At 65.6% G+C, this 25,727-nt stretch carries 31 protein-coding genes and 1 pseudogene; 20 read left to right on the forward strand and 12 right to left on the reverse strand.

The window, feature by feature from the left end; all coding sequences use genetic code 11:
* Positions 1-56: 56 nt before the first annotated feature.
* From IWX64_RS09895 to IWX64_RS09910, 4 genes are all read right to left on the reverse strand, one after another.
* The gene (locus tag IWX64_RS09895) at positions 57-1,202 is read right to left on the reverse strand and encodes a glycerate kinase (RefSeq protein WP_196866964.1); all 1,146 of its coding nucleotides are present in this window, start codon (positions 1,200-1,202) and stop codon (positions 57-59) included.
* A 208-nt stretch (positions 1,203-1,410) separates the two neighbouring features.
* On the reverse strand, positions 1,411-2,283 hold the full coding sequence (locus IWX64_RS09900; RefSeq protein ID WP_196866965.1) for a 2-hydroxy-3-oxopropionate reductase: 873 nt from the start codon (positions 2,281-2,283) through the stop codon (positions 1,411-1,413).
* Positions 2,280-3,089 carry a hydroxypyruvate isomerase family protein gene (locus tag IWX64_RS09905; protein ID WP_196866966.1) on the reverse strand — a complete coding sequence of 270 codons (810 nt, stop codon included), beginning with the start codon at positions 3,087-3,089 and terminating at the stop codon, positions 2,280-2,282. Before IWX64_RS09905 ends, IWX64_RS09900 begins: the two co-directional genes overlap by 4 nt.
* Before the next feature lie 299 nt (positions 3,090-3,388).
* The gene (locus tag IWX64_RS09910) at positions 3,389-4,330 is read right to left on the reverse strand and encodes a type IV toxin-antitoxin system AbiEi family antitoxin domain-containing protein (RefSeq protein ID WP_196866967.1); all 942 of its coding nucleotides are present in this window, start codon (positions 4,328-4,330) and stop codon (positions 3,389-3,391) included.
* 319 nt (positions 4,331-4,649) lie between these two features.
* On the opposite strand from IWX64_RS09910, the gene IWX64_RS09915 reads away from it, so the two are divergent.
* Together IWX64_RS09915 and IWX64_RS09920 are read left to right on the forward strand one after the other, a co-directional pair.
* Positions 4,650-5,627 carry a ring-cleaving dioxygenase gene (locus IWX64_RS09915; protein ID WP_196866968.1) on the forward strand — a complete coding sequence of 326 codons (978 nt, stop codon included), beginning with the start codon at positions 4,650-4,652 and terminating at the stop codon, positions 5,625-5,627.
* 9 nt (positions 5,628-5,636) lie between these two features.
* Positions 5,637-6,275 (forward strand): alpha/beta hydrolase, encoded by a 639-nt coding sequence (locus tag IWX64_RS09920; protein ID WP_196866969.1) that lies wholly within the window; start codon positions 5,637-5,639, stop codon positions 6,273-6,275.
* 197 nt (positions 6,276-6,472) lie between these two features.
* Here the strand turns inward: IWX64_RS09920 and IWX64_RS09925 are convergent, their stop codons facing one another.
* On the reverse strand, positions 6,473-6,670 hold the full coding sequence (locus IWX64_RS09925) for a hypothetical protein (protein ID WP_196866970.1): 198 nt from the start codon (positions 6,668-6,670) through the stop codon (positions 6,473-6,475).
* A gap of 91 nt (positions 6,671-6,761) precedes the next feature.
* Between IWX64_RS09925 and IWX64_RS09930 the strand changes: the two genes are divergently transcribed.
* Positions 6,762-7,760: an acetamidase/formamidase family protein gene (locus IWX64_RS09930; protein ID WP_196866971.1), complete on the forward strand. Its 999-nt coding sequence runs from the start codon at positions 6,762-6,764 to the stop codon at positions 7,758-7,760.
* 9 nt (positions 7,761-7,769) lie between these two features.
* On the forward strand, positions 7,770-8,531 hold the full coding sequence (locus IWX64_RS09935; RefSeq protein ID WP_196866972.1) for an SDR family NAD(P)-dependent oxidoreductase: 762 nt from the start codon (positions 7,770-7,772) through the stop codon (positions 8,529-8,531).
* Positions 8,532-8,541: 10 nt separating this feature from the next.
* On the opposite strand, the gene IWX64_RS17030 is transcribed toward IWX64_RS09935, so the two are convergent.
* Both IWX64_RS17030 and IWX64_RS17035 read right to left on the reverse strand, forming a co-directional pair.
* Complete coding sequence (locus tag IWX64_RS17030) at positions 8,542-9,003, reverse strand: DUF1206 domain-containing protein (RefSeq protein ID WP_334683238.1); 462 nt, start codon at positions 9,001-9,003, stop codon at positions 8,542-8,544.
* A 6-nt stretch (positions 9,004-9,009) separates the two neighbouring features.
* Entirely contained in the window at positions 9,010-9,369 is a 360-nt protein-coding gene (locus tag IWX64_RS17035; protein ID WP_334683239.1) for a DUF1206 domain-containing protein, read from the reverse strand.
* Positions 9,370-9,698: 329 nt separating this feature from the next.
* On the opposite strand from IWX64_RS17035, the gene IWX64_RS09945 reads away from it, so the two are divergent.
* Positions 9,699-10,190, forward strand: coding sequence for a nucleoside deaminase (locus tag IWX64_RS09945; protein WP_245345508.1), 492 nt, complete (start codon positions 9,699-9,701; stop codon positions 10,188-10,190).
* 233 nt (positions 10,191-10,423) lie between these two features.
* Positions 10,424-11,269, forward strand: a complete 846-nt coding sequence (locus IWX64_RS09950; protein ID WP_196866974.1) for a hypothetical protein — start codon at positions 10,424-10,426, stop codon at positions 11,267-11,269.
* A gap of 1 nt (position 11,270) precedes the next feature.
* Here IWX64_RS09950 and IWX64_RS09955 read toward each other — a convergent pair whose 3' ends face one another.
* On the reverse strand, positions 11,271-12,074 hold the full coding sequence (locus IWX64_RS09955) for an MBL fold metallo-hydrolase (protein WP_196866975.1): 804 nt from the start codon (positions 12,072-12,074) through the stop codon (positions 11,271-11,273).
* Between the two features lie 59 nt (positions 12,075-12,133).
* On the opposite strand from IWX64_RS09955, the gene IWX64_RS09960 reads away from it, so the two are divergent.
* The 8 genes from IWX64_RS09960 to IWX64_RS09995 all read left to right on the forward strand — a co-directional run bounded on the left by IWX64_RS09960 (position 12,134) and on the right by IWX64_RS09995 (position 17,057).
* Positions 12,134-12,775, forward strand: coding sequence for an NUDIX hydrolase (locus IWX64_RS09960; protein ID WP_196866976.1), 642 nt, complete (start codon positions 12,134-12,136; stop codon positions 12,773-12,775).
* Between the two features lie 109 nt (positions 12,776-12,884).
* Positions 12,885-13,139 carry a hypothetical protein gene (locus tag IWX64_RS09965; protein WP_196866977.1) on the forward strand — a complete coding sequence of 85 codons (255 nt, stop codon included), beginning with the start codon at positions 12,885-12,887 and terminating at the stop codon, positions 13,137-13,139.
* Positions 13,136-13,435, forward strand: coding sequence for a hypothetical protein (locus IWX64_RS09970; RefSeq protein ID WP_196866978.1), 300 nt, complete (start codon positions 13,136-13,138; stop codon positions 13,433-13,435). Before IWX64_RS09965 ends, IWX64_RS09970 begins: the two co-directional genes overlap by 4 nt.
* A gap of 16 nt (positions 13,436-13,451) precedes the next feature.
* Positions 13,452-13,694, forward strand: coding sequence for a hypothetical protein (locus IWX64_RS09975; RefSeq protein ID WP_196866979.1), 243 nt, complete (start codon positions 13,452-13,454; stop codon positions 13,692-13,694).
* An 8-nt stretch (positions 13,695-13,702) separates the two neighbouring features.
* Complete coding sequence (locus IWX64_RS09980) at positions 13,703-13,870, forward strand: hypothetical protein (RefSeq protein ID WP_196866980.1); 168 nt, start codon at positions 13,703-13,705, stop codon at positions 13,868-13,870.
* Between the two features lie 187 nt (positions 13,871-14,057).
* Complete coding sequence (locus tag IWX64_RS09985; RefSeq protein ID WP_196866981.1) at positions 14,058-15,233, forward strand: LolA family protein; 1,176 nt, start codon at positions 14,058-14,060, stop codon at positions 15,231-15,233.
* 14 nt (positions 15,234-15,247) lie between these two features.
* A complete protein-coding gene (locus IWX64_RS09990; protein WP_196867045.1) occupies positions 15,248-16,210 on the forward strand; it encodes an ABC transporter ATP-binding protein in 963 nt (320 codons plus the stop codon).
* Complete coding sequence (locus tag IWX64_RS09995; protein ID WP_442859047.1) at positions 16,200-17,057, forward strand: ABC transporter permease; 858 nt, start codon at positions 16,200-16,202, stop codon at positions 17,055-17,057. The genes IWX64_RS09990 and IWX64_RS09995 overlap by 11 nt, the downstream gene beginning before the upstream one ends.
* A 74-nt stretch (positions 17,058-17,131) precedes the next feature.
* Here the strand turns inward: IWX64_RS09995 and IWX64_RS10000 are convergent.
* Positions 17,132-17,430 (reverse strand): annotated as a pseudogene (locus IWX64_RS10000) (malate synthase A); the annotation flags it as partial.
* A 98-nt stretch (positions 17,431-17,528) separates the two neighbouring features.
* On the opposite strand from IWX64_RS10000, the gene IWX64_RS10005 reads away from it, so the two are divergent.
* The 5 genes from IWX64_RS10005 to IWX64_RS10025 all read left to right on the forward strand — a co-directional run bounded on the left by IWX64_RS10005 (position 17,529) and on the right by IWX64_RS10025 (position 21,797).
* Positions 17,529-18,290: an IclR family transcriptional regulator gene (locus IWX64_RS10005; RefSeq protein ID WP_196866983.1), complete on the forward strand. Its 762-nt coding sequence runs from the start codon at positions 17,529-17,531 to the stop codon at positions 18,288-18,290.
* A gap of 63 nt (positions 18,291-18,353) precedes the next feature.
* The gene (locus IWX64_RS10010) at positions 18,354-18,956 is read left to right on the forward strand and encodes a GNAT family N-acetyltransferase (RefSeq protein WP_196866984.1); all 603 of its coding nucleotides are present in this window, start codon (positions 18,354-18,356) and stop codon (positions 18,954-18,956) included.
* Positions 18,957-19,143: 187 nt separating this feature from the next.
* Positions 19,144-20,163: a PHP domain-containing protein gene (locus tag IWX64_RS10015; RefSeq protein ID WP_196866985.1), complete on the forward strand. Its 1,020-nt coding sequence runs from the start codon at positions 19,144-19,146 to the stop codon at positions 20,161-20,163.
* Positions 20,164-20,208: 45 nt separating this feature from the next.
* Complete coding sequence (locus IWX64_RS10020) at positions 20,209-20,970, forward strand: SDR family oxidoreductase (RefSeq protein ID WP_196866986.1); 762 nt, start codon at positions 20,209-20,211, stop codon at positions 20,968-20,970.
* A 419-nt stretch (positions 20,971-21,389) separates the two neighbouring features.
* Complete coding sequence (locus IWX64_RS10025) at positions 21,390-21,797, forward strand: helix-turn-helix domain-containing protein (RefSeq protein WP_196866987.1); 408 nt, start codon at positions 21,390-21,392, stop codon at positions 21,795-21,797.
* 12 nt (positions 21,798-21,809) lie between these two features.
* On the opposite strand, the gene IWX64_RS10030 is transcribed toward IWX64_RS10025, so the two are convergent.
* Entirely contained in the window at positions 21,810-23,021 is a 1,212-nt protein-coding gene (locus IWX64_RS10030) for a PucR family transcriptional regulator (protein WP_196866988.1), read from the reverse strand.
* Positions 23,022-23,301: 280 nt separating this feature from the next.
* On the opposite strand from IWX64_RS10030, the gene ald reads away from it, so the two are divergent.
* Positions 23,302-24,414 (forward strand): alanine dehydrogenase, encoded by a 1,113-nt coding sequence (gene ald / locus IWX64_RS10035; protein WP_196866989.1) that lies wholly within the window; start codon positions 23,302-23,304, stop codon positions 24,412-24,414.
* Position 24,415: 1 nt separating this feature from the next.
* Here the strand turns inward: ald and IWX64_RS10040 are convergent, their stop codons facing one another.
* Together IWX64_RS10040 and IWX64_RS10045 are read right to left on the reverse strand one after the other, a co-directional pair.
* Positions 24,416-25,435: a Gfo/Idh/MocA family protein gene (locus IWX64_RS10040; protein WP_196866990.1), complete on the reverse strand. Its 1,020-nt coding sequence runs from the start codon at positions 25,433-25,435 to the stop codon at positions 24,416-24,418.
* Positions 25,436-25,501: 66 nt separating this feature from the next.
* Entirely contained in the window at positions 25,502-25,693 is a 192-nt protein-coding gene (locus IWX64_RS10045; protein WP_171584765.1) for a hypothetical protein, read from the reverse strand.
* Positions 25,694-25,727 lie beyond the last annotated feature (34 nt).

Genomic DNA, 25,727 nt, shown 5'->3' on the forward strand with positions numbered 1-25,727 from the left:
CGCGGAGATCCCTCAGTTCCGCGGGGTCACGCGTCCCGTCCGTATCGTCGGGGTCGCTAGTGGGCGGTCAACCCCACGTGGCGGGCGATGTCCCGGCCAACCTGCTCCAGCAGGGTCGCCGCATTGGCGATGCACCGCTCGACGTCGGGCTCCAGGTCTGTGAGGGCGAACGTGCGCTCGAAGCCCGCCGTCGTCAGCTGCTCGGGGGTCAGGACCGTGCGGCCGCAGACGGCCACCGCCCGGACCTTTGCTGCAGCAGCGGCGTTCGCCACTCCCATCGGAGTCTTGCCACCCAGGCTCTGTTCGTCGAGGCTGCCCTCGCCGGTAATCACCAGGTCGGCGTCACGCAGTTTCGCGGCCAGTCCGGTGAGCTCCAATACGACGTCGATTCCCGGCCGACGCTGAGCGTTCAAAACGGCGAGCGCTGCATAGCCGACGCCACCAGCCGCGCCCGCGCCGGGTGCTGTCACCATGTGGGCGGCCCTCGGACCCGCCGCGTCCGCGAGGACACTCACGAACCGGGCCAGTGCCGCGTCGAGTTCCTCGACATCCGCTGGGGCCGCGCCCTTCTGTGGCCCGAACACTGCGGCGGCCCCTGTGGGGCCGAGCAGCGGATTGTCGACGTCGGACGCCAGGGTGATGAACGCGGCCTCCAGCCGGGGGTCAAGGCCGGCCAGGTCGATTCGGCTGAGCCCGGCGAGCGCCGCGCCGCCGTGCGGAAGGTCGACGCCGTCGTCGTTCAGCAGCCTGGCCCCCAATCCGGTCAGGACACCTGCACCGCCGTCCGTGTTGGCGCTGCCCCCCACCCCGAGCACGATGTCCGTGCAGCCGCGGTCGAGGGCGAATCTGATCAGCTCGCCGGTTCCGCGGCTGGTGGCGCCGCGTGCGTCAAGGCTGCCCCCCGGCAACACGGCGAGGCCGGAGGCGAGAGCCATCTCGATCACGGCCTGCTGGCCTCGGATCGCGATCGGCGCCTGGAGCGGTTCCCCGGTCGGTCCGGTGACGACGGTGAGGTGGAGGGTAAATCCAGCGGCCACCGCGGCGTCCAGGGTGCCCTCTCCGCCGTCGGCCGCCGGCACCTGGTCGATGGTGAGGTTGGTGTCCGGCCCGGCTGCCGCACGCAACCCGGCGGCCACGGATTCGGCGACCTCGGGGGCGGACAGCGAGCCCTTGAACTTGTCCGGTGCTATCACGATGCGCATAGTGCCATTACATCACTGGCGGCCTGGCCCGGGTCGCTGTGTGTCCTGTCATGAGGCGGCCTCGTGTTCGGGACCTCTGGATCGAGGCGTGAGCTGACGGAGCACCTTGCCCCGTTCCTCTACCGGGGTGTTCGCCACGATCAGCGCGCCAACGGTGAAGCACGGGCTGGAGTCCACCACCGCCCTTCTGCTGTCTTCAGACTGATTATTAGCCGGACAGCTGATTGATCAGCTTGAACAGGCCGGAGTGGTCCAGATCGCCGTCACCGGTAGCGACGAGCGAGGCAACCAGTTGCGCGACGAGGGCACCCAGTGGGGTGGCGACGCCGGCTTCGCGGGCAGCTGAGGTGACAATGCCGAGGTCTTTGTGGTGCAGTGCGAGCCGGAACCCGGGGTCAAAGTTGCGGTCGAGCATCTTCTGGCCCTTCTGGTCCAGCACTTTGGAGCCCGCCAGTCCGCCGCCGAGCACTTTCAGGGCGGACGCAGTGTCCACGCCGTACGCCTCAAGGAAGGTGATGGCTTCGGCGAGGACGCCGACGTTCACTGCGACGATCAGCTGGTTGGCAGCCTTGACGGTCTGCCCGGACCCGGACGGACCCACGTGCACGATGGTTTTCCCGACGGCGGCGAAGACGTCCTGGGCGGCCTCGAAGTCGGCCGCGTCGCCGCCGACCATGATCGACAGGGCTCCGTCAATGGCGCCCTGCTCGCCTCCGGAGACGGGCGCGTCGAGAGGGCGCAGTCCGGCATCCCTGGCCTCGTCGGCGAGGCGGGCGGCGACGTCGGGCCGGATGCTGCTGGCGTCGATCCACAGGGCTCCCTGCCGGGCGTTCGCAAACACGCCGCCAGCACCACCGACGACCTCTTCAACGTCGGGGGAATCCGGCACCATGGTGATGACGACGTCGGCATCGGCCACCGCGTCGGCGATGCTGGAGGCACCGCGCCCGCCCTCGGCGGTGAGCTTGTCGATCCGGCCCTGGCTGCGGTTGTACCCGGTGACGGTGTGACCGGCGGCGACGAGGTTAAGGGCCATCGGGAGCCCCATGATGCCGAGTCCGATGACTGCAACGTGTGTCATTGTGCTGATCCCCTACTGCTGACGGTGGTGGCGAGCCAGGAAAATGCCTGGTCGGCGGGTGTCTTGTATTCGAGGCCTATAAGGCCCTGGTACCCCCGGGTGCGGCTGCGGTCGATCCAGTCCGTCAGCGGGAGGTTGCCGCTACCAGGGGCACCACGACCGGGCGCATCGGCGATCTGGATGTGCCCGAAGTCCTGGGCATGGGCGTCGATGACGGCGCCGACGTCGTCGCCGTTCACTGACAGGTGGTAGAAATCGGCGAGGAGCTTGATGTTGGTGGTGCCGCGGGCGTGCACCCGGGCGATCACGTCGAGGGCGTCCTGGGCGGTCTTGAGCGGGTAGCGGTCGGCACCGCTGATCGGTTCCAGGAGCACGATTCCGCCGATCGCGGCGACCGCCTCCGCGGCGAGCACCAGGTTGTCGACGGCGAGCGCGTCCTGCTCCTCCGTACTGACCCCTTCCACACGGTTGCCGTACAGGGCGTTGAACGCCGTGCACCCCAGACGCTCTCCAATCCCGACCACCACAGGCAGGTTCTCCCGAAAGTCCTCGCTGCGTTCGGGCCAGGACACCAGGCCGCGGTCCCCGCCGGGCATGTCCCCAGCGTTGAAATTTAGTCCGGTCAGCTGGACGCCCGCACTGGTGATGGCGTGCTCGAACTCCTCGATCTCAGCTGCCGACGGGGTGGACGTGGGGAAGGGCCACCAGAACTCGACCGCGTCGAACCCGGCCGCTTTCGCCGCCACCGGGCGCTCCAGCAGCGGCAGCTCAGTGAGCAGGATTGAACAGTTCACTGTGTAGGTCATCAGGAACCCCAAATTCTCTTGTTATTCCGCGCACTGGAATGCGTCTTTTATCTGACGAAAGACTAGGTCGGGTCGAAGATGCCCGTCAACCAGTTTCTCGATAGATACGGCCCAGAGAGCAAGATCCGCCGCTTGCAACCGGCGGATCTTGCCCCGAGGGCCGCTTTTGTGTCGGCAGCGGTGCGTGAGGGCCGCTTTTGTGCCGACAACTGCGTGTGAGGGCCGCTTTTGCGCCGGCAACGGCGTGCGAGGGCCGCCGTTGTAGCGGCAGCGGCGTGCAGCTAGGACCGCGTGCGGCGCTAGGCTGCTCGACGCGCTTCAGCTCTCCGAAGGTGAGTGAGGATCCGTGCCTTGAGTTCCGCTTCCCTGAACAGGTCAGACCATTCGATCCGCAGGATGGTCCATCCGAGCTCGACCAGTGCCTTCTCGCGTCGGCGCTCCTCAAAGAGGACCTGGGAAGTGGGCTGATAGTCGAAGTACTTGATGCGACCATCAAACTCCATGGCTGCCCGTAGCTCTCGCCAGGCGAAGTCCAGTCTGTAGTCACCCAGCCTGCTGGAGACCCATACCTGCTGTTCGGGCATCGGAATCTGCTGGGATCGCATGGTATCCAGGGTGAGCGTTTCGCCGGGAGATTCCGACAAATGGCTCGCATTCGCTATCACCCGCCGTGCGTTCCGGATGCCTTTGTGATTGACGAGACTCTCAGTGACGCGTTTCATTCCCTCCCTGCTGGCCCCCAATCTGAGGGCGTGTTCAGCTGTGACAAGTCCCTGCCGATACTGGAGGATCCGTGAGCAGTCCACCACCGTACGCTCCAATGAGGTGACGAGCAGGCCGCGCCTCTGGGTCACCTCCGGGGCCGTCAACCACCCCTGATGTTTGCGCACATCCCGGGCATGGCTCGTCGGCGAAACACTCGACGACTGGGTGATGTGGATCAGGAGATCAGGGTTCAACAGGTACAACCCGTGCAGACGAGCTGCCGAAGTATGGCTATAGACCGGAGTTTCATTGCCCAGGGACGCCCCGACCGCGCGATGCGCAACCACCTGAAGCACTTGCTGGCCGTCCGTCGTCAACGTCTTCCACCGTTCACTGGACTGGTAACAGCCGCGCCGGAGCCGGACCAGCTCCCCCTGCCGGGCTAGGGCGGCGATGGTGGCGGTGGTCAACCCCCGGTTAAGGAGTTCAGGTGTAAGCCATAGCTCCTGTCGCTCCAGCCAATCCAACCTCGTCATGGCAATCAGGATGCCCAGCCAAACCGTGCACCACCATGGGTCTCCTTGGTTATGTGGACAACCCGCTCGAGTCCGTTGCAGGCGGTGGCTGCGACGCATACCTGCAACAGCACGCTTCCGCCTGACACCCGATGCCGCCTGCGCCAGAAACGGCCCTTAGGGCAAGACCTGCCGCGTGCAAGCGGCGGATCTTGCCCTAAGGGCCGTTTTTGCGGAGAACCACCAGGGGACCCCACAAACACGCCGGGAACAATTGAAAGGATCCATGCGTTTGCATCTACATACCGGCGGCCACCGCTGGATCTAACGAGGAGGAAGTGTGACCGCACAAACCGAAGGGCTCCACCACGTCACCGCAATCGCGGGTGACCCCCAGAAGAACATCGACTTCTACATCAAGGGCCTGGGCCTGCGACTCGTCAAGAAGACCGTGAACTTCGACGATCCCGGCACCTACCACCTCTACTACGGCGACGAAGCCGGCAGCCCCGGCTCCCTGCTGACCTTCTTCCCCTGGCAGGGCATTCGAAGCGGCAAGGTCGGCACCGGACAATCCACCACCACCGCGTTCTCTGTCCCCGAGGGCACCCTCGGCTGGTGGCAGGAGCACTTCAAGGCCATCGGCGTCGATTCCTCGATCGCCCGCGCGTCCTCCGAGGAAGAGCGCCTGTCGCTCCGCGATCCGGACGGCCTCCAGATCGACCTGGTGGCGTCGTCGCTCTCTGATCCGCGTAACCCGTGGGACTCCGCCTCCGTCCCCGCCGAATATGCCGTCCGCGGCCAGCACTCATCGGTGCTCACCGTCGAGGATCCCACCGCGAGCCTCGAAACCTTCACCCGGGACCTGGGCATGAAGATCCTCAGTGAAACCGATGGGCGGTACCGTCTCAGCACGCACGACGGCGAGCCCGGCACCGTCGTCGACCTGGTCACCGACCGCCGCGGCGAGCGCGGCCTCGTGGCCGGCGGCACCGTCCACCACATCGCGTTCCGGGTGCCCGACCAGGCTACCCAGGAGGTGTGGCGCCAGGAGCTGGCGGAGCGCGGCTACGCGGTCACGGCCATCCTTGACCGCCAGTACTTCACCTCGATCTACTTCAGGGAGCCAGGCGGCACCCTGCTAGAAATCGCGACCGACACCCCGGGCTTCGACATCGACGAGCCGCTGCTTGAGCTGGGCCGCTCCCTGAAACTGCCACCATGGCTGGAGCCCAACCGGGACGCCATCTCGCACGCGGTCGCGAAGATCAAGGTGCCCGATGAGAACAACCCGTCCATCGCCACCTTCCTGAGCTAGGAGCACCAGATGACCAACGTTGACCAGTGGCCGCACCTCCACGACGCGGGAACACCCGACAGCCCCGTCCTCCTGCTGCTCCATGGCACTGGCGGCACCGAACATGACCTGCTGCAGCTGGCCCAGCGGCTGGCGCCCGGGGCGGGTTACCTCGCCCCACGGGGTCCGGTGCAGGAACAGGGAATGAACCGGTGGTTCCGCCGCTTCGGCGAGGGCAAGTTCGACGTCGACGACGTCGTCCGGCGCGCCGGCGAGCTTGCCGACTTCGTTCAGTGGGCCCGCCAGAACTACGGCCTGGGCGAGCGGAAGGTCATCGCGGTCGGGTTCTCCAATGGCGCGAACATCGCCCTGGCCACGGTGCTGTTGCACCCCCAGGCACTGGCCGATGTTGTCGCCTTCTCCGGGATGTATCCGCTGGGTGACCGGTCGTTCGACGGCGACCTGTCAGGAACCGCCGTCGCCCTCTTCAACGGGGAGGCAGACGCCATGGCGCCGGTGACCAGCGTGACGCAGCTGAAGTCGGTGCTGGACAACACGGGATCCGACGTCCACCAGGTGGTGCGCGAGGGTGGGCACGGCGTGCACCCCGTCGAGGTGGATGCCGCGGCAACGTGGATCGGCTCCCGCACCGCCCCCGCCGCCGGGTAAACCACCTCTACCCCAGCCCACCCAGCCAATCGAGTCGGTCCGGGTGGGTGCCTCGAGGCCGCTGTCCCCCACGCAGCGGCCCCGCGGCACGATTAGTTGGGTGCCCTCCACAGCGAGCACCCGGGTCCGTCGCCGGTCACCGTCAGGCGTGCGCCGCCGCGGCCTGCGGCGCCGTCGCAAGACGAGGCAGCACGTGTTCAGCCCAACGGGCCTTCACTGTCGCAACGGCATCGGCGCCCGGGTGTCCCAGATGCACCGCCGTCGATTCCGTCCCGGGCCTGACCCAACCGGTCATCGGCGAGGAGCCCCACGATCGCAGTCACATCATCGACGACCGCCAACCTCAGGTGGGCAGCACGCCCATGCGCGAGGTCCAGCGCTTTCAACTGTGCCATCGCCCCCAATGTACTCGTCGCGAGGGTGCCCGCGGTTGGGTCGCCCCATCACGCCCTTGTCAGCGCCGCACCCCCGACATAGCATCCAGTAATGGATGCTGTTGAGTACACTCCGCGCCGCGATCAACTGGTCTACACGTTTGGTGGCGCCGCGCCGGTGATGACCGTCCAGCCCGGGACGGTGTTGAAACTGTGGTCCGAGGACGCATTCAATCACGCGTTGACCAGTGTCGATGACCTGTCCAGCGAGAAGGTCGACCTGCGGTTTGTGAACCCCCAGACCGGCCCGTTCTACGTGGCTGGCGCGGAGCCCGGTGACACGCTGGCCATCCACATCGTCGATCTGACGCCGGCCCGTTCCTGGGGTGCGTCTGCCACCATTCCCTTCTTCGGCGGGCTGACCAGCACCGACCGAACCGCGTTTCTCCAGGAGCCTTTGCCGGACACCACCTGGATCTACCACGTGGATACGGCGCGGCAGCAGGTCGGGTTCCAGGCACGATACACCGACTTCGAGGTAGCCTTGCCGCTCGAACCGATGCTCGGCACCATCGGTGTGGCGCCGCCCGGTGGCGAGGTGCGCTCGTCGCTGGTGCCCGAACGGTTTGGCGGGAACATGGACTCCCCCGAGGTCAAAGCCGGTACCACCGTCTACCTCGGCGTGAACGTCGAAGGTGCGCTGTTCTCGATCGGTGATGGGCATTACCGGCAGGGCGAAGGCGAGGCTTGCGGCACAGCCGTCGAAGGCGCCATGAACTCCACCATCATCGTTGAGCTGATCAAGGGTGGCGCGCCCGCCTGGCCGAGGCTCGAAAGCGACAGCCACTGGATGGCCGTCGGTTCCTCCCGGCCCATGGAGGATTCCTGGCGGATCGGTCAGGTGGAAATGGTGCGGTGGTTCGAGGAACTCTTCGGACTGCACCAGATGGACGCCTATCAGCTGCTCACCCAGACAGCGCTGGCACCCATCGCCAACGCCGTCGACGCCAACTACAGCGTGGTCATTAAAGCGGCTAAACACCTTTTCCCCCGGGTACATGCCTTTGACGGAATACATGACGAGCTGCGACGACGCAGCCAGAACCTCTAGGAGAAACCCATGGACCTACAACTCGGCGGGCTGACCGCTCTGGTAACCGGCGGGACCAAGGGGATTGGGCGTGCCATCGTTGACTCCTTCGCGGCTGAGGGCGCCAACGTCGCGTTCTGCGCGCGGGATGCGGCCGAGATCACTGCGACTGAGGAGGCCTTGGCCGGGAGCGGCGGGCGGATCATCGGTACCGCCATGGACATGGGCGACGCCGACGCCGTCGCCGCCTGGGTAGAAGACGCCGCGTCGACCTTCGGCGGGATCGATATGGTGGTGAGCAACGTCAGCGCGCTGGCCATTCCCGACACCGATGAGAACTGGGAAGCCTCGCTCCGGGTGGACCTGATGGGCACTGTCCGGCTGGTCAAGGCCGCGCTGCCCCACCTGACGCAGAGCGACGCGGCGTCAATTGTCGCAATCTCGAGCGTCTCTGGCCGTGAAGTGGATTTCGCTTCCGGCCCCTATGGGACGGTCAAGTCCGCCCTCATCGCCTACCTGGCTGGACTGGCGTTCCAGCTGGCAGACCGGGGGATTCGCGCCAACACGGTCTCCCCTGGCAACACCTTCCATGCGGGTGGGGTGTGGGAAAGCATCGAACAGGGCAACCCCGAGTTGTTCACCCTGGCGATGGGGTTGAACCCGACGCACCGGATGGGTACCCCGCAGGAGGTCGCGGACACGGTGGTCTTCGTTTCCAGCCCCAGGTCCAGCCGGACCACCGGAGCCAACATCCTGGTGGATGGTGGCTTGTCCCGCGGGATTCAGTTCTGAACTGCGGCAGCTACATCCGGCCGAACCGCGCCCGGATGACAGCGAAAACTCCGTAGCAAATCAGGCCAGCGGCGATGGCCACCAGGACGGCATCGCCAAAAGGGTGGTCTTGCAGGGCCTTGAGGCTGCCGTCCAACCCTGTCGACTCCGACGGTCGGTTGGTGACCGCCGCGACCACGAAAAGCAGGCCCACCAAGAGGAGCGCCGCCCCCTTCGTCACATGTCCCACGACCCCCATCGCGTCGATCACCGCACCGCGACGCGAGTCTTCGAAGTGCTGCAGCTCCGGCCGAAATGTCCTACGGAGCCCTTTCACCACGAAGTACCCTCCGATCCCCAGCACCGTTCCGCCCACCACAAGCACGGCGAATAGTCCAAGGGGGTACGCCGTGATGGTCCGGGTGAAATCCCTGGTGAACTCGCCGGAGTCGGGCCCGTCCCCCAGGGCAAACCTTCCCATGGTCACCGCCATGACCCCTTAGGTGACCGCCAGGGATCCCGACGAGACGGCTTTCTCCAGCCGCTTCCCCACGGCATTCCGGCGGTACCGAAGCGTGGCTTCGCTGAGCTGCCACAGGGCAAGTCCCCCACAGCCGAGCGAACACGCCCACATCGTCCAGGGACCCGCGGTCCCGGAAGCCAGCTGTTCCAGGGCCCCAGTGGGTTCGGCCTGGCCGGTTCCCCCGAATGCCACCTGCAACGCAATGACACCAATGAGAATGTGGACCACCGCCAGCACCGCGAACCCGAACCAGGCGAGAACGTCCAGTGCCACCCCGTCGGTGATCTTTTCGGCGGTATCCGCGATCCCGGACCCGGTGCTTTCCTCAGCAGCCACGCGTGCTCCCCCATTTTCCAGTCGCTCCACCCTATCCGCGTCGGTGAGCGGCGCGGAAAACGTCGGGGCGACCGGCGGACCGGGGTAGCCCCGGGCGTTGACGCTGCGTCAAGGTCAGGACAGTGGGAAGGCACCCTTTCCGGCCCTCTTCCGGGCGGCGAATGGGCGATGCTACAGTTCGAGGACGAAGCCAACGGCGGGCGTCCTGCACAGGAGCGCTATCTACCAGGTGGACCTGCACCTTGACCAACCCGCAGCTCTCTGGCACCGCCCACGTAGGAATCCCGGCCGGGCGAGTGACGATAGTTGCCCACCACGGGAGAGTTACTTTGAGTACCAACGACGATGAGCGTTTCCTGACCGCGGCGATTTCGCTGGCCGTTGACAATGTCACGAACGACGGCGGCCCCTTCGGCGCGCTGATTGTCACCGGTGACGGACGCACCTTTGACGGAGTCAACCGGGTCACGTCGAACAATGACCCGACCGCCCATGCCGAGGTCATGGCCATCCGGAACGCTTGCTCGGCGCTGGGAACCTTCGATCTGTCCGGAAGTACCCTTTACACCAGCTGTGAACCATGCCCGATGTGCCTGTCGGCGGCCCTCTGGGCGCGGGTGGGGACGGTCGTCTACGCGGCGGACCGATTCGATGCGGAACAGGCCGGCTTCGACGACGCAATTTTCTACAACTTCTTTGCCACTCCCGTGGAGGAACGATCAATGCCGGTGCGGCACTTCGTTCCGGCAACGGGATCATCGATTCCCGCAACGGCGCCGTTCGATGCGTGGCGGAGCCTCACCGCACGGGTGGACTACTGACCCGTGGGCTGCTGGTCATGATCGGCAGGGTGGTGTTTTATGCGGCGCGGAAGGGACTGAGCAGAAGACCCTAGTCCCAGCCGGTCGCGGACCCTATCCGCGCGTCTGCACCCGCGCGGGGCACCATAACGTGTCGTCAGGTCGATGGTGGGCGGGTTCTCATGTCTGTCTCATCCAAGGTCATTACGCTGGTTTTGGCGCAACACGGCGTATTACCGGAGCGGAGAGAAGCTATGAGTCGTTCCCTGGACAGGACCAGACCCACCGGGATGGATGAACCGGCCGATTCAGACGTCTCAGCCGATACTTCCCAGCCGACCGGCACGTCGCCGGACAATGCCTGGGTCCGCATCCGGCTCATCAAGTCGACGCTGATCCTTGCGATCCCCGTAGCCACCCTGAGTTTCCTTAGCGGTGTGCTTTGGCTCGCAATCCACCGGTCGACCCCCGAGAACTTCGACCGGATCCATTTCTGGTTCTACTTCTTCGATGTGGGCAGGGAAATCAACGTACCCACCTGGTTCAGTGCAGGGCTCTGGATTCTTACCGGGGTGGTGGCCGGGTACTTCGCGCGGAAAGCATCGAGATTCCGGAAGTCCTGGTGGCTGTTCGCCAGCGTCTGCGTCTTCTTCTCCGTCGACGAGACCCTTGAACTCCACGAGCGGCTGGATCTGATCGGTGGTCGCATCGCCCTGTTGCTGCCGTTCGAGGTGGGCTTCACCTGGGTGATTCCCGGGATCGTGATTGCCGCAGTGCTTGTCCTTCTCCTCCTTCGCCTCGTGCTGTCCCTCCCACCGGCCGTCTGTAACGGCATCATTGGTGCCGGCGTCACCTTCGTCGCCGGTGCCGTTGTTGTCGAAACCCTGGGCGGCTATTGGCTGGATGCGAACGGCATGACCTGGCACTTTTTCCTTCTGGTGCTTGTCGAGGAAACGCTGGAAATGGCCGGGGTGGCACTGTGCCTCGCCTCGCTCTTGCACCTGCTGGAGTACCGGCGGGTGGACGGTGGCACCGCCTACCGCATGGCGGAGCGCATCCCTGACCCGACCCGACCTCGGACACGCGCCGTCCGGGAGTGAGCTAGCCCGTGGTCTGCAGGTAATCCAGTTGGGCAGCCACCGAAGCCTCAGCGGCACGCCGCACCGAGCTGTCGACGTCGGCATAGACCAGGTCGGTGACCTGCTCCACCGATGCATCAGCCCCGACCGCCGTGAGGGCGGCACGGATCTGGTCCAGCCGCTCCCGCCGATGCAGCACATACGCCCGCGAGATCACTGCCAGGTCCGGGAGCATCGGTCCGTGACCGGGAAGCACCGCGGCAGGGCCCAACCCGGCGAGCCGCTCCAAGGAGGCCAGATAGGGACCAAGGCGCCCGTCGGGGTAGTCAATAATGGTGGTTCCCCGGCCCAGGATCGTGTCACCGGTGAGGACGGAACCGGCGTCGCCGTCGTCGGGCAGGAAAAAGCACACAGAGTCCGAGGTGTGGCCCGGAGTGGCAATCACCCGGAGCCGCACACCCGCGGCGAGGATCTCCTCGCCATCGGCCAGCGGAGGTCCACCATGGCAGTGCACGGGGTCCAGCGCCCGCACCGGCGCACCGGTCAACTGGTGAAAGCGTTCGCTCGACGCCGTGTGATCGTGGTGCCGGTGCGTGATCAGGACCAGTTCCACCCGACCGGTGCCGGCGAGCCCAGCCAGATGGTCGTCGTCCAACGGGCCTGGGTCCACCACCACGACGGGCCGCTCAGCCGGGTGATCTACCGCCGTCGCCGCGATGAGATAGGAATTGGTGCCCTCCAGGCTCATGGGGCCGGGGTTGGGCGCCAGCCGGTATCGGGTCTGTGGGCTGCTGGAAACCAGTCCGGAGGGTGTGGGGTTGGGCATGGGTCTACCCTAGCGAGGTGTTCCGTCCCCTGGCGGCCCGGTCGGATAGAGTGCGCAGCATGAGCAGTCCCTACCGCGGCACATTCGCAGTTCCACGACTGGCGGTCAGCGTCCTGATGGTGCGCGGGAAGGAGATCTTCATCCAGAACCGTTCGCACACCATGGATTTTGCCGCCGGTGCCGTGGTGTTTCCCGGTGGCCGGGTGGACGACGTCGACCGCGTCACCGCGCAGGCCAGGCCCGCGCCGTCGTCGCTCCTGTCAGCCCACGCCCGGTGCTGGGCGGAAACCAGTATCGCTGCCGATGGCAGCGGCGACCCGGCTGCCGGGGCGGGGGTGCTGTTGGCGGCCGCGGTCCGGGAAGTGTGGGAGGAAACCGGGGCCGTCTTGTCCCCCCAGGACCTGACGCCGTGGGCCAACTGGATCACGCCCGCCAGTTACGGCAAGCGTTTCGACACTTACTTTTACCTGGCCGTGCTCGCGCCCTCGCTAGTTCCCCAGCATCAGACCACTGAGGCGGATTCGTCCCACTGGTCGTCGGTGGAAAGTATTCTTGTGGGTGCTGCCGCGGGGACGCTGGAGCTGATGCGGCCCACCGAAGCGTTGCTGCAGGAGTTGGCCGACCTCCCCGGAAGCCTGTCACAGGCACTTGGGCCGATCCTGCGGGCGCCCCGCCGGATCACGCCGGTGGGAACGCTCTAACGCTGTCCATCGAGCGGTCCTACTCGGCAGTCCCACCAATGTCTGGCGTGCAGGCAGTACTCTCTGAGGAAGGTCGCCGTCTGAAACGGCGCTTTAATGGGGGAAATCAATGAACTGGATCCGCACACACCGGTGGTTCACGGGAGGGCTGGGTGCCGCCGTCGTCGGGCTGGCCCTGTTGGTCACCGCCGCGATGACCCAACCACCGGTGGAGTTTGGCTGGTTTGCGTATGCACCGCTGGCTGATGGGGTGTTTCTGCCGGGCCCCACTGCCGGGGAAATTTTCGGTATCGGCCTGGCGTCGCTGGGACTCATCGTCATCGCCGGGTCGCTGGGATACCTTCGCGGGCGGCGGACGCCATGACCTCGATCACCCTCCGTCCAGTGGCCGTATGGCTCCTCGGCCTGTCGGCTGTGCTGATCCTCGGAGGTGTGTCGCTGCTGGTCGGTACCCACCCGATCACGCTGGCACTCCCGACGTCCGACGATGTTGCGGTGAGCATCGCGTACTCGTCAGACCTGGAGATAGCGTTCGACGGCGAATCGTGGGTAACTGATCAGCTCGCCGTGTGGGGCGGGGTGCTGCTGGTCGGAGGGCTCATGGTAAGCGCGGCGGCCGCCGGGCTTCGGTGGGGACGGACGGCATCCGGTCATGGGTGAGGTGAAACGTGCCCGGATGAATCAACCGTTAGCAGTCCTGCTGGTGGGGGTTGGCTTGTTGGTGGCCGGGTTGCTCCTTGCGGGCATGCCTGGCCTGATGGTGGCCGATGCTGCTCCACCTCCAGGCAGTCTTGGCCACACTGCTGGTGGGCTGGCCCTCGGGCCGCTTGGCATTGCACTGCTCACCAGCGGGGTCGCACTTGGCGGGGGCGTGGTGGGCTATTTGTTCGGATCACGGCAGCGGACCGCTGAGGGGTAGGGTCCCCCGTGAGTTGGGGTGAGGTCAGACGTCGGGCCGCCGGCGGTGCTGACACCGGCGTCGCGATGAGCCCAGTCGAAAAAACGGGTGCAACGCTTCCCCTGACGCTGGGCGCTGTTGGCGCCGTTGCCGTTGGTGCAGTCATGCTGGCGCGGTCCCGCACGCGGACGGCCTGACCGCACCTGACGGCCTAACCAGGCGCCGCCCAGGAATGGGTCGGTGTCCCTCGGAACGCTGGGTCCTGCGGGGCGCGTCCGCTCATGCGCCATTTACGCAATTGCGCCGGGAAACTCAGATCAAATTCTCAGGAAACCGGAGTAGCCTCCAGATATAGCCGCGTGAGCTGAATCAGGGAGATAGACGATGAACCGTACCTGGCGAAACTGGGCACCAGCCGTAGCGATCACCGCCGTCGTCGGAGCGGGGGCTCTGGTTGTCCCCCTGACCGCAAACGCGGCCGTGGACCTCCCTGATCTCACTGCTGCCGAAGTCCTTGAACTTGCGGCCAGCACATCGGTTGACACACTCTCCGGCACCATCGAGCAAACCTCCGATCTTGGTCTCCCCGATCTGTCCCTTCTGGGTGGGGCCGGCGGCGGCGCGAACGGGGCCATGGGCGGCACCAGTCCTGCGCCCGGGTCCACAGCTGACGTCGACACCCCGTCAACGCCCGAGGCCTCAGTCCTGGAGTTGCTCACCGCCCCCCACACTGCCCGCATCTACCAGGCTGGCCCGTCGAAGGTCCGCATCCAGGTGCTCGACGACATGGCCGAGCGGAATGTGATCCTCAACGGCACCGACCTGTGGTTCTACGACTCCGAAGACAACGCGGCCGTCCACGCCTCGCTGCCTGACCGGACGCTCACCAGCGAGGACCTCGAATATCTCGAAGGCCTTCCGGACGTTCCGACTCCGGATGAGCTAGCTGCACAGTTCCTGGAGAAGGCGGACCCGACCACGAAGGTTTCGGTCGGACCGGACCGGTCGGTGGCAGGCCGTGCGGCATACCAACTGATCCTGACACCCAGCGCCAGTGACACCCTGATCGAGTCCATCACCGTAGACGTCGACGGCGAGACGGGCCTTGTGCTGGCGATTAGTGTCGCTGCGGCTGACAGTACCGCGCCGGCGTTCAGCGTGTCCTATACCGACATCAGCTTTGACTCCCCACCCGCCGGAATCTTCGATTTCACACCGCCGGCCGGGGCCACCGTCACCGAGGCTCCGGAACACACCACGGAAGGTCGTCACGGTGCCGCGGAATCCACCGCTGTGGCCCCCGTGAAAGACCCGGCGAAGAACCCGGCCGAACCCACGGTCACCGGCACCGGCTGGGGGTCAGTGCTGGAGTTCCCGGCAGAAAGTTTCCCGGCGGACGGCGGTGAGCTGACCACCATGATCGACCAGTTGGGTACTCCCGTCGAGGGCGGTCTCCTGCTACAAACCCGCCTACTGAACGTCCTGATCACCGACGACGGGAGGGTCCTGGTCGGGTCGGTTCCCGCCGACCGGCTCCAGGCAGTTGCCCACGGCGAGTGAGCGAACCAACGCTGATGGAGGGCCCGGTCGTTCAGACCCGGGGGCTCACCAAACGATTCGGTGGGCAGAACGTTCTGGACGGTATCGACCTGACCGTCCCGCGGGGCTCAGTCTTCGGTTTCCTCGGACCCAACGGGTCAGGAAAGACCACCACCATCCGCATCCTATTGGGCTTGGCCACTGCCACGTCGGGTGAGGTAGAGGTGCTGGGGCGCAGCATTCCCAAGCACCTCCCCGAGGTCCTCCCCCGGGTTGGGGCGCTGGTGGAGGGCCCTGGCTTCTACCCCTTCCTGTCGGGACGGGCCAACCTGCACCGTCTCGACGCAGCGGACCGCTTCGTTGACCCGTCGACCCGCCGCTCCCGGACCGACCGGGCCCTCGAACGAGTGGGGCTATCCCAGGCGGCGGACAAGAAGGTGGGGGCCTATTCGCTGGGGATGAAGCAGCGTCTCGGCATCGCCAATGCACTCCTGACCCACCGTGACCTCATTGTGCTCGATGAACCCACCAATGGTCTCGATCCACAGGGCACCCGCGAGGTACGCCACCTGGTGCACTCCCTAACCGCTGAGGGCACCACCGTCTTCGTGTCGAGTCATCTGCTGGCGGAGGTGGAACAGATTTGCTCGCATGTGGCGGTCCTCCGGGCGGGCCGGCTGGTCGCGCAGGGAGCACTCAGCGAACTGCGGGCCACCGGGCAGACCCGGGTTGAGGTTCTCACCCCCGACGTCGATAGCTGCCTCGCTGTCCTGAAGCGCCTGGGGTTGGCGCCGCAAAGATCGGCGCCGGTCCACTACACGCCGCACGCCGGAACTGAAGCAGTCAGCGCACCGCTCCCGGACCAGATGCCCCCACACACCATCGTTGCGGCCCTGGTTGCCGCGGAGGTGCGGGTGACAGGGTTCACCGTCGACCAGATGGGGCTCGAGGAACTCTTCGTGGCCCTCACCGGAGAGGGTTTTGATGTTGTCCAATGACACAGAAGTGCGCAGCACCGGGCGGGGACCGGCGTCCGGGTTAGTATTTCTGGCGTCGGAACTTTCCCTGCTCTTCCGCCGACGACGGACCTGGGCGCTGCTGCTTGCCCTCGCCGCAATTCCGGTTTTGATTGCCGTGGCGGTGCGGCTGACATCAGGTCCACCCAGCGGCCGTGGGCCCGCCTTCCTTGACCAGATCACCCAAAACGGGCTGTTCGTAGCGGTCGCGGCGATCACCGTCGCCATCCCTCTGTTCCTGCCGCTGACGGTGGGCGTGGTGGCGGGAGATACCGTCGCCGGCGAAGCCAGTACCGGCACCCTGCGCTACCTCCTGGTCGCGCCGGTGGGGCGCGGGCGGCTCTTGCTGGTGAAATTCGTGGGGACGGTGGTGTTCTGTCTCGCAGCAACCCTCGCCGTCGTTCTCGCGGGTACCCTCATCGGGGCAGCGCTCTTCCCGGTCGGTCCCGTGACCCTGCTCTCGGGGGACACCGTTGGTGTTGCAGAATCGCTCCTGCGGTCAGCCCTGATCTGCGCGTACGTCACGGTTTCCCTGACCGGATTGTGCGCCGTCGGACTGTTCATCTCCACGCTCACCGATGTGCCAGTGGGGGCGATGGCGGCGACGGTGGTGATCTCGGTTGTTTCCCAGGTGATGGGACAGCTTCCCCAGCTGGAATGGCTTCACCCTTGGCTTCTGAGCCAGTATTGGTTCGGATTTGCGGACCTGCTTCGGCAACCGATCGAATGGTCTTCCTTCGCTTCCAACGCCCTCCTCCAGTCGGGCTACGTGCTGGTCTTCGGTGCACTCGCCTACGGCCGGTTCACTACGCGTGACGTTCTCGCCTGAGCAACCCATGGCGCACGAAACAGGCGGCGCCTGCAGCAATTTTGCTGCCGGCGCCGCCTGTTCGGCTTGGTCGGTTAGTCCACCAGTTCGTAGGCCGGCAGGGTGAGGAAGTCCGTGTACTCCTCGGAGATGCAGATGTCGGCGATCAGGCGGCTCGCTGGCTCGTAGAACCTGGCGAACGCCTCCTCACCGACCTCACCGCGAAGCCGCTCGGTCTCCTCAGCGAGGATGCCGGTGACCAGCTCGGGGGTCACAGTGTTCCCGGTGTCGCTCAGGTGCACCTTGTTGCGGATCTGCTGCCAGACCTGGGACCGCGAGATCTCCGCTGTTGCTGCGTCCTCCATCTGACAGATGGAATCGCAACCTTATTGGATTCCTGATTCCACTCAGTGGAAAATGAGATAATCAGAGAAATGTTTCCACCTCGAGCGTCAAGCCTGCTGATGGAACCTCGAGAGCTGGGAGTGTTGCATGGCCGAGAAAGCGACTGGCGGCGGCGTACAGTCCGTGGAGCGGGTCTTCGAACTGCTCGAACTCATCACTGACGCCGGTGGCGAGGTATCCCTGAGCGAACTCTCCTCCTCCACGGACCTCCCACTGCCAACCATCCACCGCCTCCTGCGCACCCTGGTCTCCAAGGGGTATGCCCGCCAGCTCCCGAACCGCCGGTACGCGCTGGGCCCCCGACTCATCCGACTTGGTGAAGGGGCCAACAAACAGCTCGGCGCCCTGGCCCGGCCGCAACTGAAGCACCTCGTCGACAGCCTGGGAGAGACCTCCAACATGGCGGTCCTTGACTCGGATATGGTCATCTACATTGCCCAGGTGCCTTCACCGCACTCCATGCGCATGTTCACTGAGGTCGGCCGTCGCGCCCACACCCATGACACCGGCGTCGGGAAGGCAATCCTGGCGCAACTGAGCAACGACGCCGTCCGGAGCATCGTTGCCCGCGCCGGGATGCCGACCCCCACCGAGAAGAGCATCAAGACCATCGACGACCTGCTCAAGGAGTTGGACCTCATCCGCGAACGCGGCTACTCGATCGATGAGCAGGAGCAGGAACTCGGTGTCAGGTGTTTCGCGATGGCCGTGCCCAACGCCCCGACCCCGAGCGCCATCTCGGTGTCCGGACCGGTCTCCCGCGTTGATGAGCGTTTTGCCGAGAAGGCAGTGCCACTGCTGCGCGAAGCGGTCCGCTCCATTGCCGAAGAGCTCAACCTCACCTCCTGATCCGTATCGCGGCCCGCAGCCGCACAGTACCCGGGGAATCCGCCCGGGAGTATCATCCTCGGCATGGACCTTGAGGTGCACCCCGCAACGGCTGAACGTTTCGACGACGTCGCGTCCCTGCTCCGCCCGCGTCGTAAGGACGCAGCAGCCTGCTGGTGCCTCGCCTTCCGGCTGACCTCCGGCGAGTTCAACTCCCTGACTCCGGCACAGCAACCCGAGCGGTTGCGGGAACTTTGCCGTCACACCCCACCACCGGGGGTCATCGCCTATCTGGAGGACAAGCCCGTCGGCTGGTGCGGACTGGGTCCGCGGTCCGGGATGGAACGCCTGATGCGCTCCCGCACCATTCCGCTGGTGGACGAGGTTCCGGTGTGGAGCATCGTGTGCTTCGTGGTGAAAACTGGCCACCGCCGCCAGGGGATCGGGCACGCACTCCTGGCGGGGGTAATTGACTATGCCAGGGCCAGCGGCGCACCATCGCTGGAGGCCTACCCGGTCGATCCCGTGGGTGCGCGTATCAGCCCCACCCTTGCGTTCGTCGGCACCACCGGCATGTTCGAAAGCGCCGGGTTCCAGCGCATCCTCAAGACCGAGGCACGCAGCGGCGGTTTGCCGCGGTGGCTGATGCGCCTCGACCTGCGGTCGGCCATCGAAGGGGCAGGCTAACAACCCGGGCCGGTCCCCAAGGAGCTGGTCAACGATCAGGCAGAACGGGCAGCCCACCGGGTCGAGGTGGATCGGAGCCGTGGGTGTGAACCGCATGGTGCCTCCTGTCGTCGGAGGTTTTGGTGCAGATCCTCGCCGGTTTCCGCCCCCATCGGCTCTTCCCTCCGGGATGAAAGTAAGGTGAAGTATGGATGCCGTCGAAGCACTCAACGAAATTGCCTTCTGGCTCGAACGCGAGACCGCGCCCACGTTCAAGGTCAAGGCGTTCCGCAACGCAGCCGCCATCCTGATCGACCTCTCCCCCGACGAGCTTGCAGTCAGGGCCAAGGATGGCCGGCTCAAGCGGATGAAAGGCATCGGAGCCCGCACCTTCGAAGTGGTCTCCCAAGCCGTCGATGGGCAAGTTCCTGACTACCTCGCCGAACTCCGCGAGCACGCTGCCCAGCCCCTCGCGACGGGTGGCCAGGAGCTCCTGAAGGCGCTCCGCGGCGACCTGCACAGCCATAGCAACTGGTCCGACGGCGGCAGCCCCATCCCACTGATGGTGCAGGCCGCCCGCACGCTGGGCCACCAGTACCTGGCCCTGACCGACCACTCCCCCAACCTCACCATCGCCAATGGGTTGAGCGCCGGACGGCTCGTGGAGCAGTTGGAGGTGGTCGCGAAGATCAATGACGACGGCGGCGATGGCTTCACGCTCCTGGCCGGCATCGAGGTCGACATCCTCGAGGACGGCACCCTCGACCAGGCCCCCGAACTGCTCGGCCGGCTCGACGTCGTCGTCGCGAGTGTGCACTCCAAGCTCCGCGCGGACCGGGCCACGATGACCCGTCGGATGCTGGGCGGCGTTCGCCAGCCACAGACGAACATCCTGGGACACTGCACCGGCCGCCTGGTGCAGGGGGCGAGGGGGACGCGGCCACCGTCGGACTTTGACGCCGCCGCTGTCTTCGCCGCCTGCGTCGAGAACGACGTCGCGGTGGAGATCAACTCTCGGCCCGAGCGTCAGGATCCCCCCGATGACCTGATCCGGCTGGCCCTGGACGCGGGCTGCCTGTTCAGCATCGACAGCGACGCCCACGCACCGGGTCAGCTGGACTTCCTGCAGTATGGAGCTGAGCGGGCCGCCGCGAACGGCGTTCCGACCGACCGGATCATCACCACCTGGCCCAAAGACCAGTTGCTCAGCTGGCTGCAGGGCAGCTGAGGTGACCATGCCGCCCCAGACCAGACACGACAGCAGGGAACCGAAATGAATGCAGCACCGAACCCACCGGCCGCCGCGGTGGTGACGGGTGCCGGCTCAGGGATTGGTCGTGCCGTCACCCACCAGTTCCTGGCGGCGGGGTTCGACGTCGTCCTCGCGGGTAGGAGGCGGGAAGCGCTTGAGGCCACCGCCGGCGATCACCCTCGCGCCCACGTTGTCCCCACCGATGTGACCCAACCCGCCGACGTCGAGCGCTTGTTCGCGTTTGTGGGCAACGAACTGGGCTCCTTGGGCGTGCTCTTCAACAATGCAGGGGTGTTTGGGCCGGCCGGTGCGGTCGACGAAGTGTCGCCGGCGGACTGGGCGGACACGGTGGCGGTCAACCTCACCGGGGCGTTCCTGTGCGCTGCCGCTGCCGTCCGCCTGATGAAAAGCCAGCAGCCGCAAGGCGGACGCATCATCAACAACGGGTCGGTCTCCGCGCACTCGCCGCGTCCCCTCTCGGCCGCGTACACCACCACCAAACACGCGATCACCGGCCTGACGAAGTCGATCGAACTGGACGGACGGCCCTTCCGCATTACCTGCGGTCAGATCGACATCGGGAACGCCCACACGCAGCTCATGGAGACCATCGGCGTCAACGGCGGGGCCCTGCAAGCAGATGGATCCCGGCGCCCGGAACCGACATTTCCGGTAGAGGAAGCAGCCCGCGCGGTGCTCATGATGGCCCAACTGCCCTCATCGGCGTCAGTTGGCTCCCTGCTGATCACTGCCAGCGGCATGCCTTTCATCGGGCGAGGCTGATCCGGGCGGACGAGGAGCTCAGGTGTACCAGAACCAGTTCGGCGGGCTCCAGAACGACGGAACCTCGTGCCCGTTGAACCTGCCGCACACCGAGCAGGAGTAATTTACCGACGCCGCAAGTTGTTCGTTGGCCCCCGCTGGAATCCTGGCAGGAACGAAGTCCTCATAGATGAGGTACTCGTCTGTATCGCAGGCGCTGCACCACGGCGAGCCTGGTTGAGGTCGTACGGATCGAAGATTGCCATCGAAATCACCACTCCAGCCAGCTGTTTGTGCAGCTTATTTTTTCAGTTTCCCTTGTGAGTGCCCCCCACCCTAGTCCTGTCCCGCGAAACAGGGAAGGGAATCAATTAGCCGCCGCTAACATATTGAATTCGGTTGAAACTTCCACTGTGGGCAGTTCTTGGCACAATAGGAGAATGCATAACCGGATTCCACTTTTCACACCTGCCCTCGCCAGCGTCGAGGCCGCGACGCTCCGGCGTGCACTGACCGACCGTGAAGACGTCACCGTCTTTGTCGACGGCACCGCGATGAGGCTGCCCGCCGGGGCCCGGGACGCGGTGGTCGGTCTTCTGCGGCGACTGGCCGACGGCGACGCCGTCACCGTCAGCTCGGCCGTCGAAACCCTGACCACCTCCCAGGCCGCGGCCGCAGCCGGAATTTCACCTACCTACCTACGGAATCTCACTGACGCGGGTGTTATTCCAGTGGAATATCGCGGCACTCACCGGAGGATTAGGTCACAGGATGTGGCCACGTGGCTCGCCTCGCAAAAAAGGGAAGACAAAATCGATTCAGCCGATAAAGGGAAGATTGCAGAATAGTTCCGGCAATAGTTAGATTCGTGGCCGTCTGGCCCATTTTCTGGCTTTCAGCGCCAGGTGAAGTTCCAGTCGCACATGGCCGGTGAGTGGGTCGGCGCCAATAATGGCCCGGATCCGCGCCAGCCGGTTGTACACACTGCTGCGGTGCAGGTGGAGCTGCGAGGCAACGTCCTGGACGGAGCCATTCTTGTCATACAGCAGTTCCAGCACCGGCAGCAGCTCTGCGTTGCGGTCCTGCTCCTCGATCTCGGCGAAGTACACCGAATTGGCTGCCGTGACTTTCCAGCCGCCCGCGGCAAGGAACTGATAGCTGCCGGTGGCCCGGTAGTGGGTGACGGGGCCGAGTCCCTCGTCCACCGCCGATGCCTGGACGGCATGACGGGCCTGGCCGAACGCCTTCGGGAGGTCCCGCAGATCGAGGAACTGCTCGCTCAACCCCAGGAGCGCGACGCCGGCCCGGTCGCCCTCGCGTTTGGCGTGTTCGCTGTCATACCGCCGGAGGATATCGGTGTAACCCCCGCCCGCCAGGCCACCGGTGAGGAGAAGTACGGCGGCCACCGGGGTGCCGGCGCTGAACAGCACCGAACCAACCCCCACCGTGGCCTGGAGAGCGGCACTCCGGTGTGTGAGCATGCTCGCCTGCGGGTCGGCTGGTTCCGGGATGTCTTTCCGCGCGAACAGCACCGCAACCTGCCAGGGCGCCGTGTTGTGCAGCTCAGCCCACCCCGCAAGGTCGTCGGTGGCCGCTGAGGTTCCGTCGCAGGCGGCGAGAAAGATGCCCTCCCGCTTTCTGCGATGTTCAGACGCGGCGGTATTGCCCTCCAGGAGCAGCGTGGCGAGGTGGTCCAGATCCCCGCGCACCTTCGGGAGCTGCCGCAGGATGTCGTCGGGCAGCTCTTCGTTCGCCTCCTGCTGCACCCACAGGTAGCCCACCCGGAATCCCCGGACCAGCAGTGGAACGCACACCCGCCCGAGCATCCCCAGCGAGGGGTTGGCAGGGAGGACCACCGGGCGCACGGCCGATGAGATCCCGTGCTGCAATTGCCACTGGCTGACGTCGTCCGGCACCTTCTTGCTGAGCAGGAAGTTCACGCGCACCCGGTCGGCCGCCGACTGGTGGCTGCTGTAGGCCAGCAGCACACCGTCAAGATCTTCCAGCGACAGGCCCCGCCCCAGCCGCGACGCAATTGCCTCTACGGCTGAATCCACTCCGCCTGATTGCATCGCTCCATGCTACGGGTGACGCTCTCGGGACGACAATTGATGCGCAAAGGGTCGACAGTTGTCGACTTCGAGGTTACCGGGTCATGTGCTAGTGAACTGGGTCACAACCGCCCAATGGTCGCGCAGGCGCCGGATACGGCCGCCACGGGGCTCTCCGGCAGGAGGCTCGGCGATGCAGAACCATGCCCTGTCCCCTGTCCAGGGACCGGGCAGCGTCCGTAGGCTAGGGGCAGGTCCGACAGGGCCCCACCCGCACCATCGAAAGTGAACGGAGAATCCCGTGATCGTCGGCGTTCCAAAAGAAGTCAAGAACAACGAGTTCCGCGTAGCCATCACCGCTTCCGGGGTGCATGAGTTACGCACTACCGGTCACACTGTCCTGGTGGAGCAGGACGCAGGGGTGGGCTCAAACATCACCGACGACGAGTACGTGGCAGCGGGCGCCGAGATTGTCTCCTCAGCTGATGAACTGTGGTCCCGCTCGGACATGGTGCTCAAGGTCAAGGAGCCGATCGCCGAGGAATACCACCGGTTCCGCGACGGGCTGATCCTCTTCACCTACCTGCATCTTGCCGCCGAACCAGAACTAACCAGGGCCCTGCTGGATACCGGCGTCACCGCGATCGCCTATGAAACCGTGCAGGAGGGCCGCTCCCTTCCGCTCCTCGCCCCCATGTCCGAGGTTGCCGGCCGCCTGTCCGTCCAGGTGGGTGCGCAGGTGATGACTGCCCCTGCGGGTGGGCCGGGACTGCTTTTGGGCGGGGTTCCCGGGGTTCGTCCCGCGAAGGTAGTGGTACTCGGTGCCGGGGTTGCTGGAACGAATGCCGCCGCTATGGCCGTTGGAACGGGAGCCGAGGTCACCGTCCTGGACATCAACATCGGGCGGCTTCGCGAGCTCGATGCGCTTTATGCCGGACGGATCAAGACGATCGCGTCGAACGCGTTCGAGATTGAGCGGGCAGTCCTCGATGCTGACCTGGTGATTGGCTCGGTGCTGATTCCCGGAGCCAGGGCGCCCAAGCTGGTGACCAACCAGCTGGTTTCGCGGATGAAGCCGGGAAGCGTGCTGGTCGACATCGCCGTCGACCAGGGCGGTTGCTTTGAGGATTCCCACGTCACAACCCATCAGGATCCGACCTTCACCGTGCACAATTCGTTGTTCTACTGTGTCGGAAATATGCCCGGTGCGGTGCCCAACACCTCAACCTACGCGCTGACCAACGTTACGCTGCGCTATGCGGTGGCACTTGCCAACCGGGGCGTGCGCGGCGCCTTCGAAGCCGATGCCGCGCTGGCACAGGGACTGAACATTGCGGGGGGACAGGTGGCTCACCACTCAGTCTCCGAAGCGCATGGGCTAGCCCTGACTGCCGACTGGCGGGACCTGGTCTAGCTCATTCCTGGTGGGTGGCTTCAATGATCCGCAGGGCGGCGAGGCTGTCCTGCGGATCTACCGGCACCGGAGATCCGTGGAGCACCGCGGAGGCCATCAGCTCATAGAACGTGGGGTATTGACCCTTCTCGGTGCGCACCTTGGTGGCGTCGGCGTCGAAGCCGAGCAGCCCCCACGCCAGCTCATCCTCCACCCCAAACAAAGGGTCGGAGGGCAGCATCCCCGCGACGACTGACGGCTCCTGCACGTCCACTCCCCATTTGGAGTACGCCGACTGTGATCCGACCACCCTGAAGCGTGGCGCCGCCTGAGGCGCCAGCGCGTTCATCCACAGGTGGCTGATGGTCCCGTTGGTGTGGCGCAGGGCGAGGAAGGCGTCGTCGTCCGGGCCGCCGTCGCCCCGGTGGGCGGCGAGTTCCGCGTACTGCAGTTCCGCCGGGCCAAACAGTGCCAGTGCCTGGTCGATCAGGTGTGGCCCCAGATCGTAGAGAATCCCCCCGCCGTCGCTCGCTGGGGCACCCTTCCACGGTTTGGAGAGCACCGGTTTGAAGGATTCCATCCGGGATTCGAACCGGCGGATGCTGCCCAGCAGACCCTCATCGATCAGTTTTTGGACAGTCAGGAAATCCCCGTCCCAGCGTCGGTTCTGGAAGACTGTCAGGACGCTCCCGCGCGATCGGGCCAATTCGATCAACCGGACGCCGTCCGCGGCGTCAATCACAAAAGGTTTGTCGACGACGACGGCGAGGCCGGCGTTCAACGCCTCAGTCGCCAGGAGGGCATGGGTTCCGGGTGGTGTGCTGATCACCGCCAGCTCAAGTTCGCCGGCCCGGGCGAACGCCTCCTGCGCTGTCGACACCACCAGGACGCCCGGATACAGCACCTCGGCCTCAGCCTTCCTGGCGGGGTTGGACGTGACGATGACGTCAAGAGAGTAGTTCGGATCGGCGTGGATGAAAGGGGCGTGGAATGCGCGCCCTCCGAGACCGTAGCCGAACACTGCAGTGCGGATTGTCGTCATGCGCCCAGCATACTGGTCACCGCATGGGGGCTGCCGCCGAGGCGGGCCCCATGCGGGGGTGTTTCCTCAGGCCCAGAGACTGTCAGCCCAGGCAGCGTCGCGCAGGTAGTCACGGGCAGGGCCAACCTCCCACAGTTCCCCCCGTGAGGCGAGAACGCCCAGATCCCGCATGTCCTCGAGGGTGTCCGGCGAACATCCCAAGGCTTCGCTGAGTTCCCGTTCGTCTGTGGCCAAGATGACATCGTTGCTTGCCGCCATGGTGTTCAAATCCTTCCTCGGTAACCTTGGGTGG

Source organism: Arthrobacter sp. CAN_A212 (assembly GCF_015752345.1).
Taxonomy (GTDB): Bacteria; Actinomycetota; Actinomycetes; order Actinomycetales; family Micrococcaceae; genus Arthrobacter_D.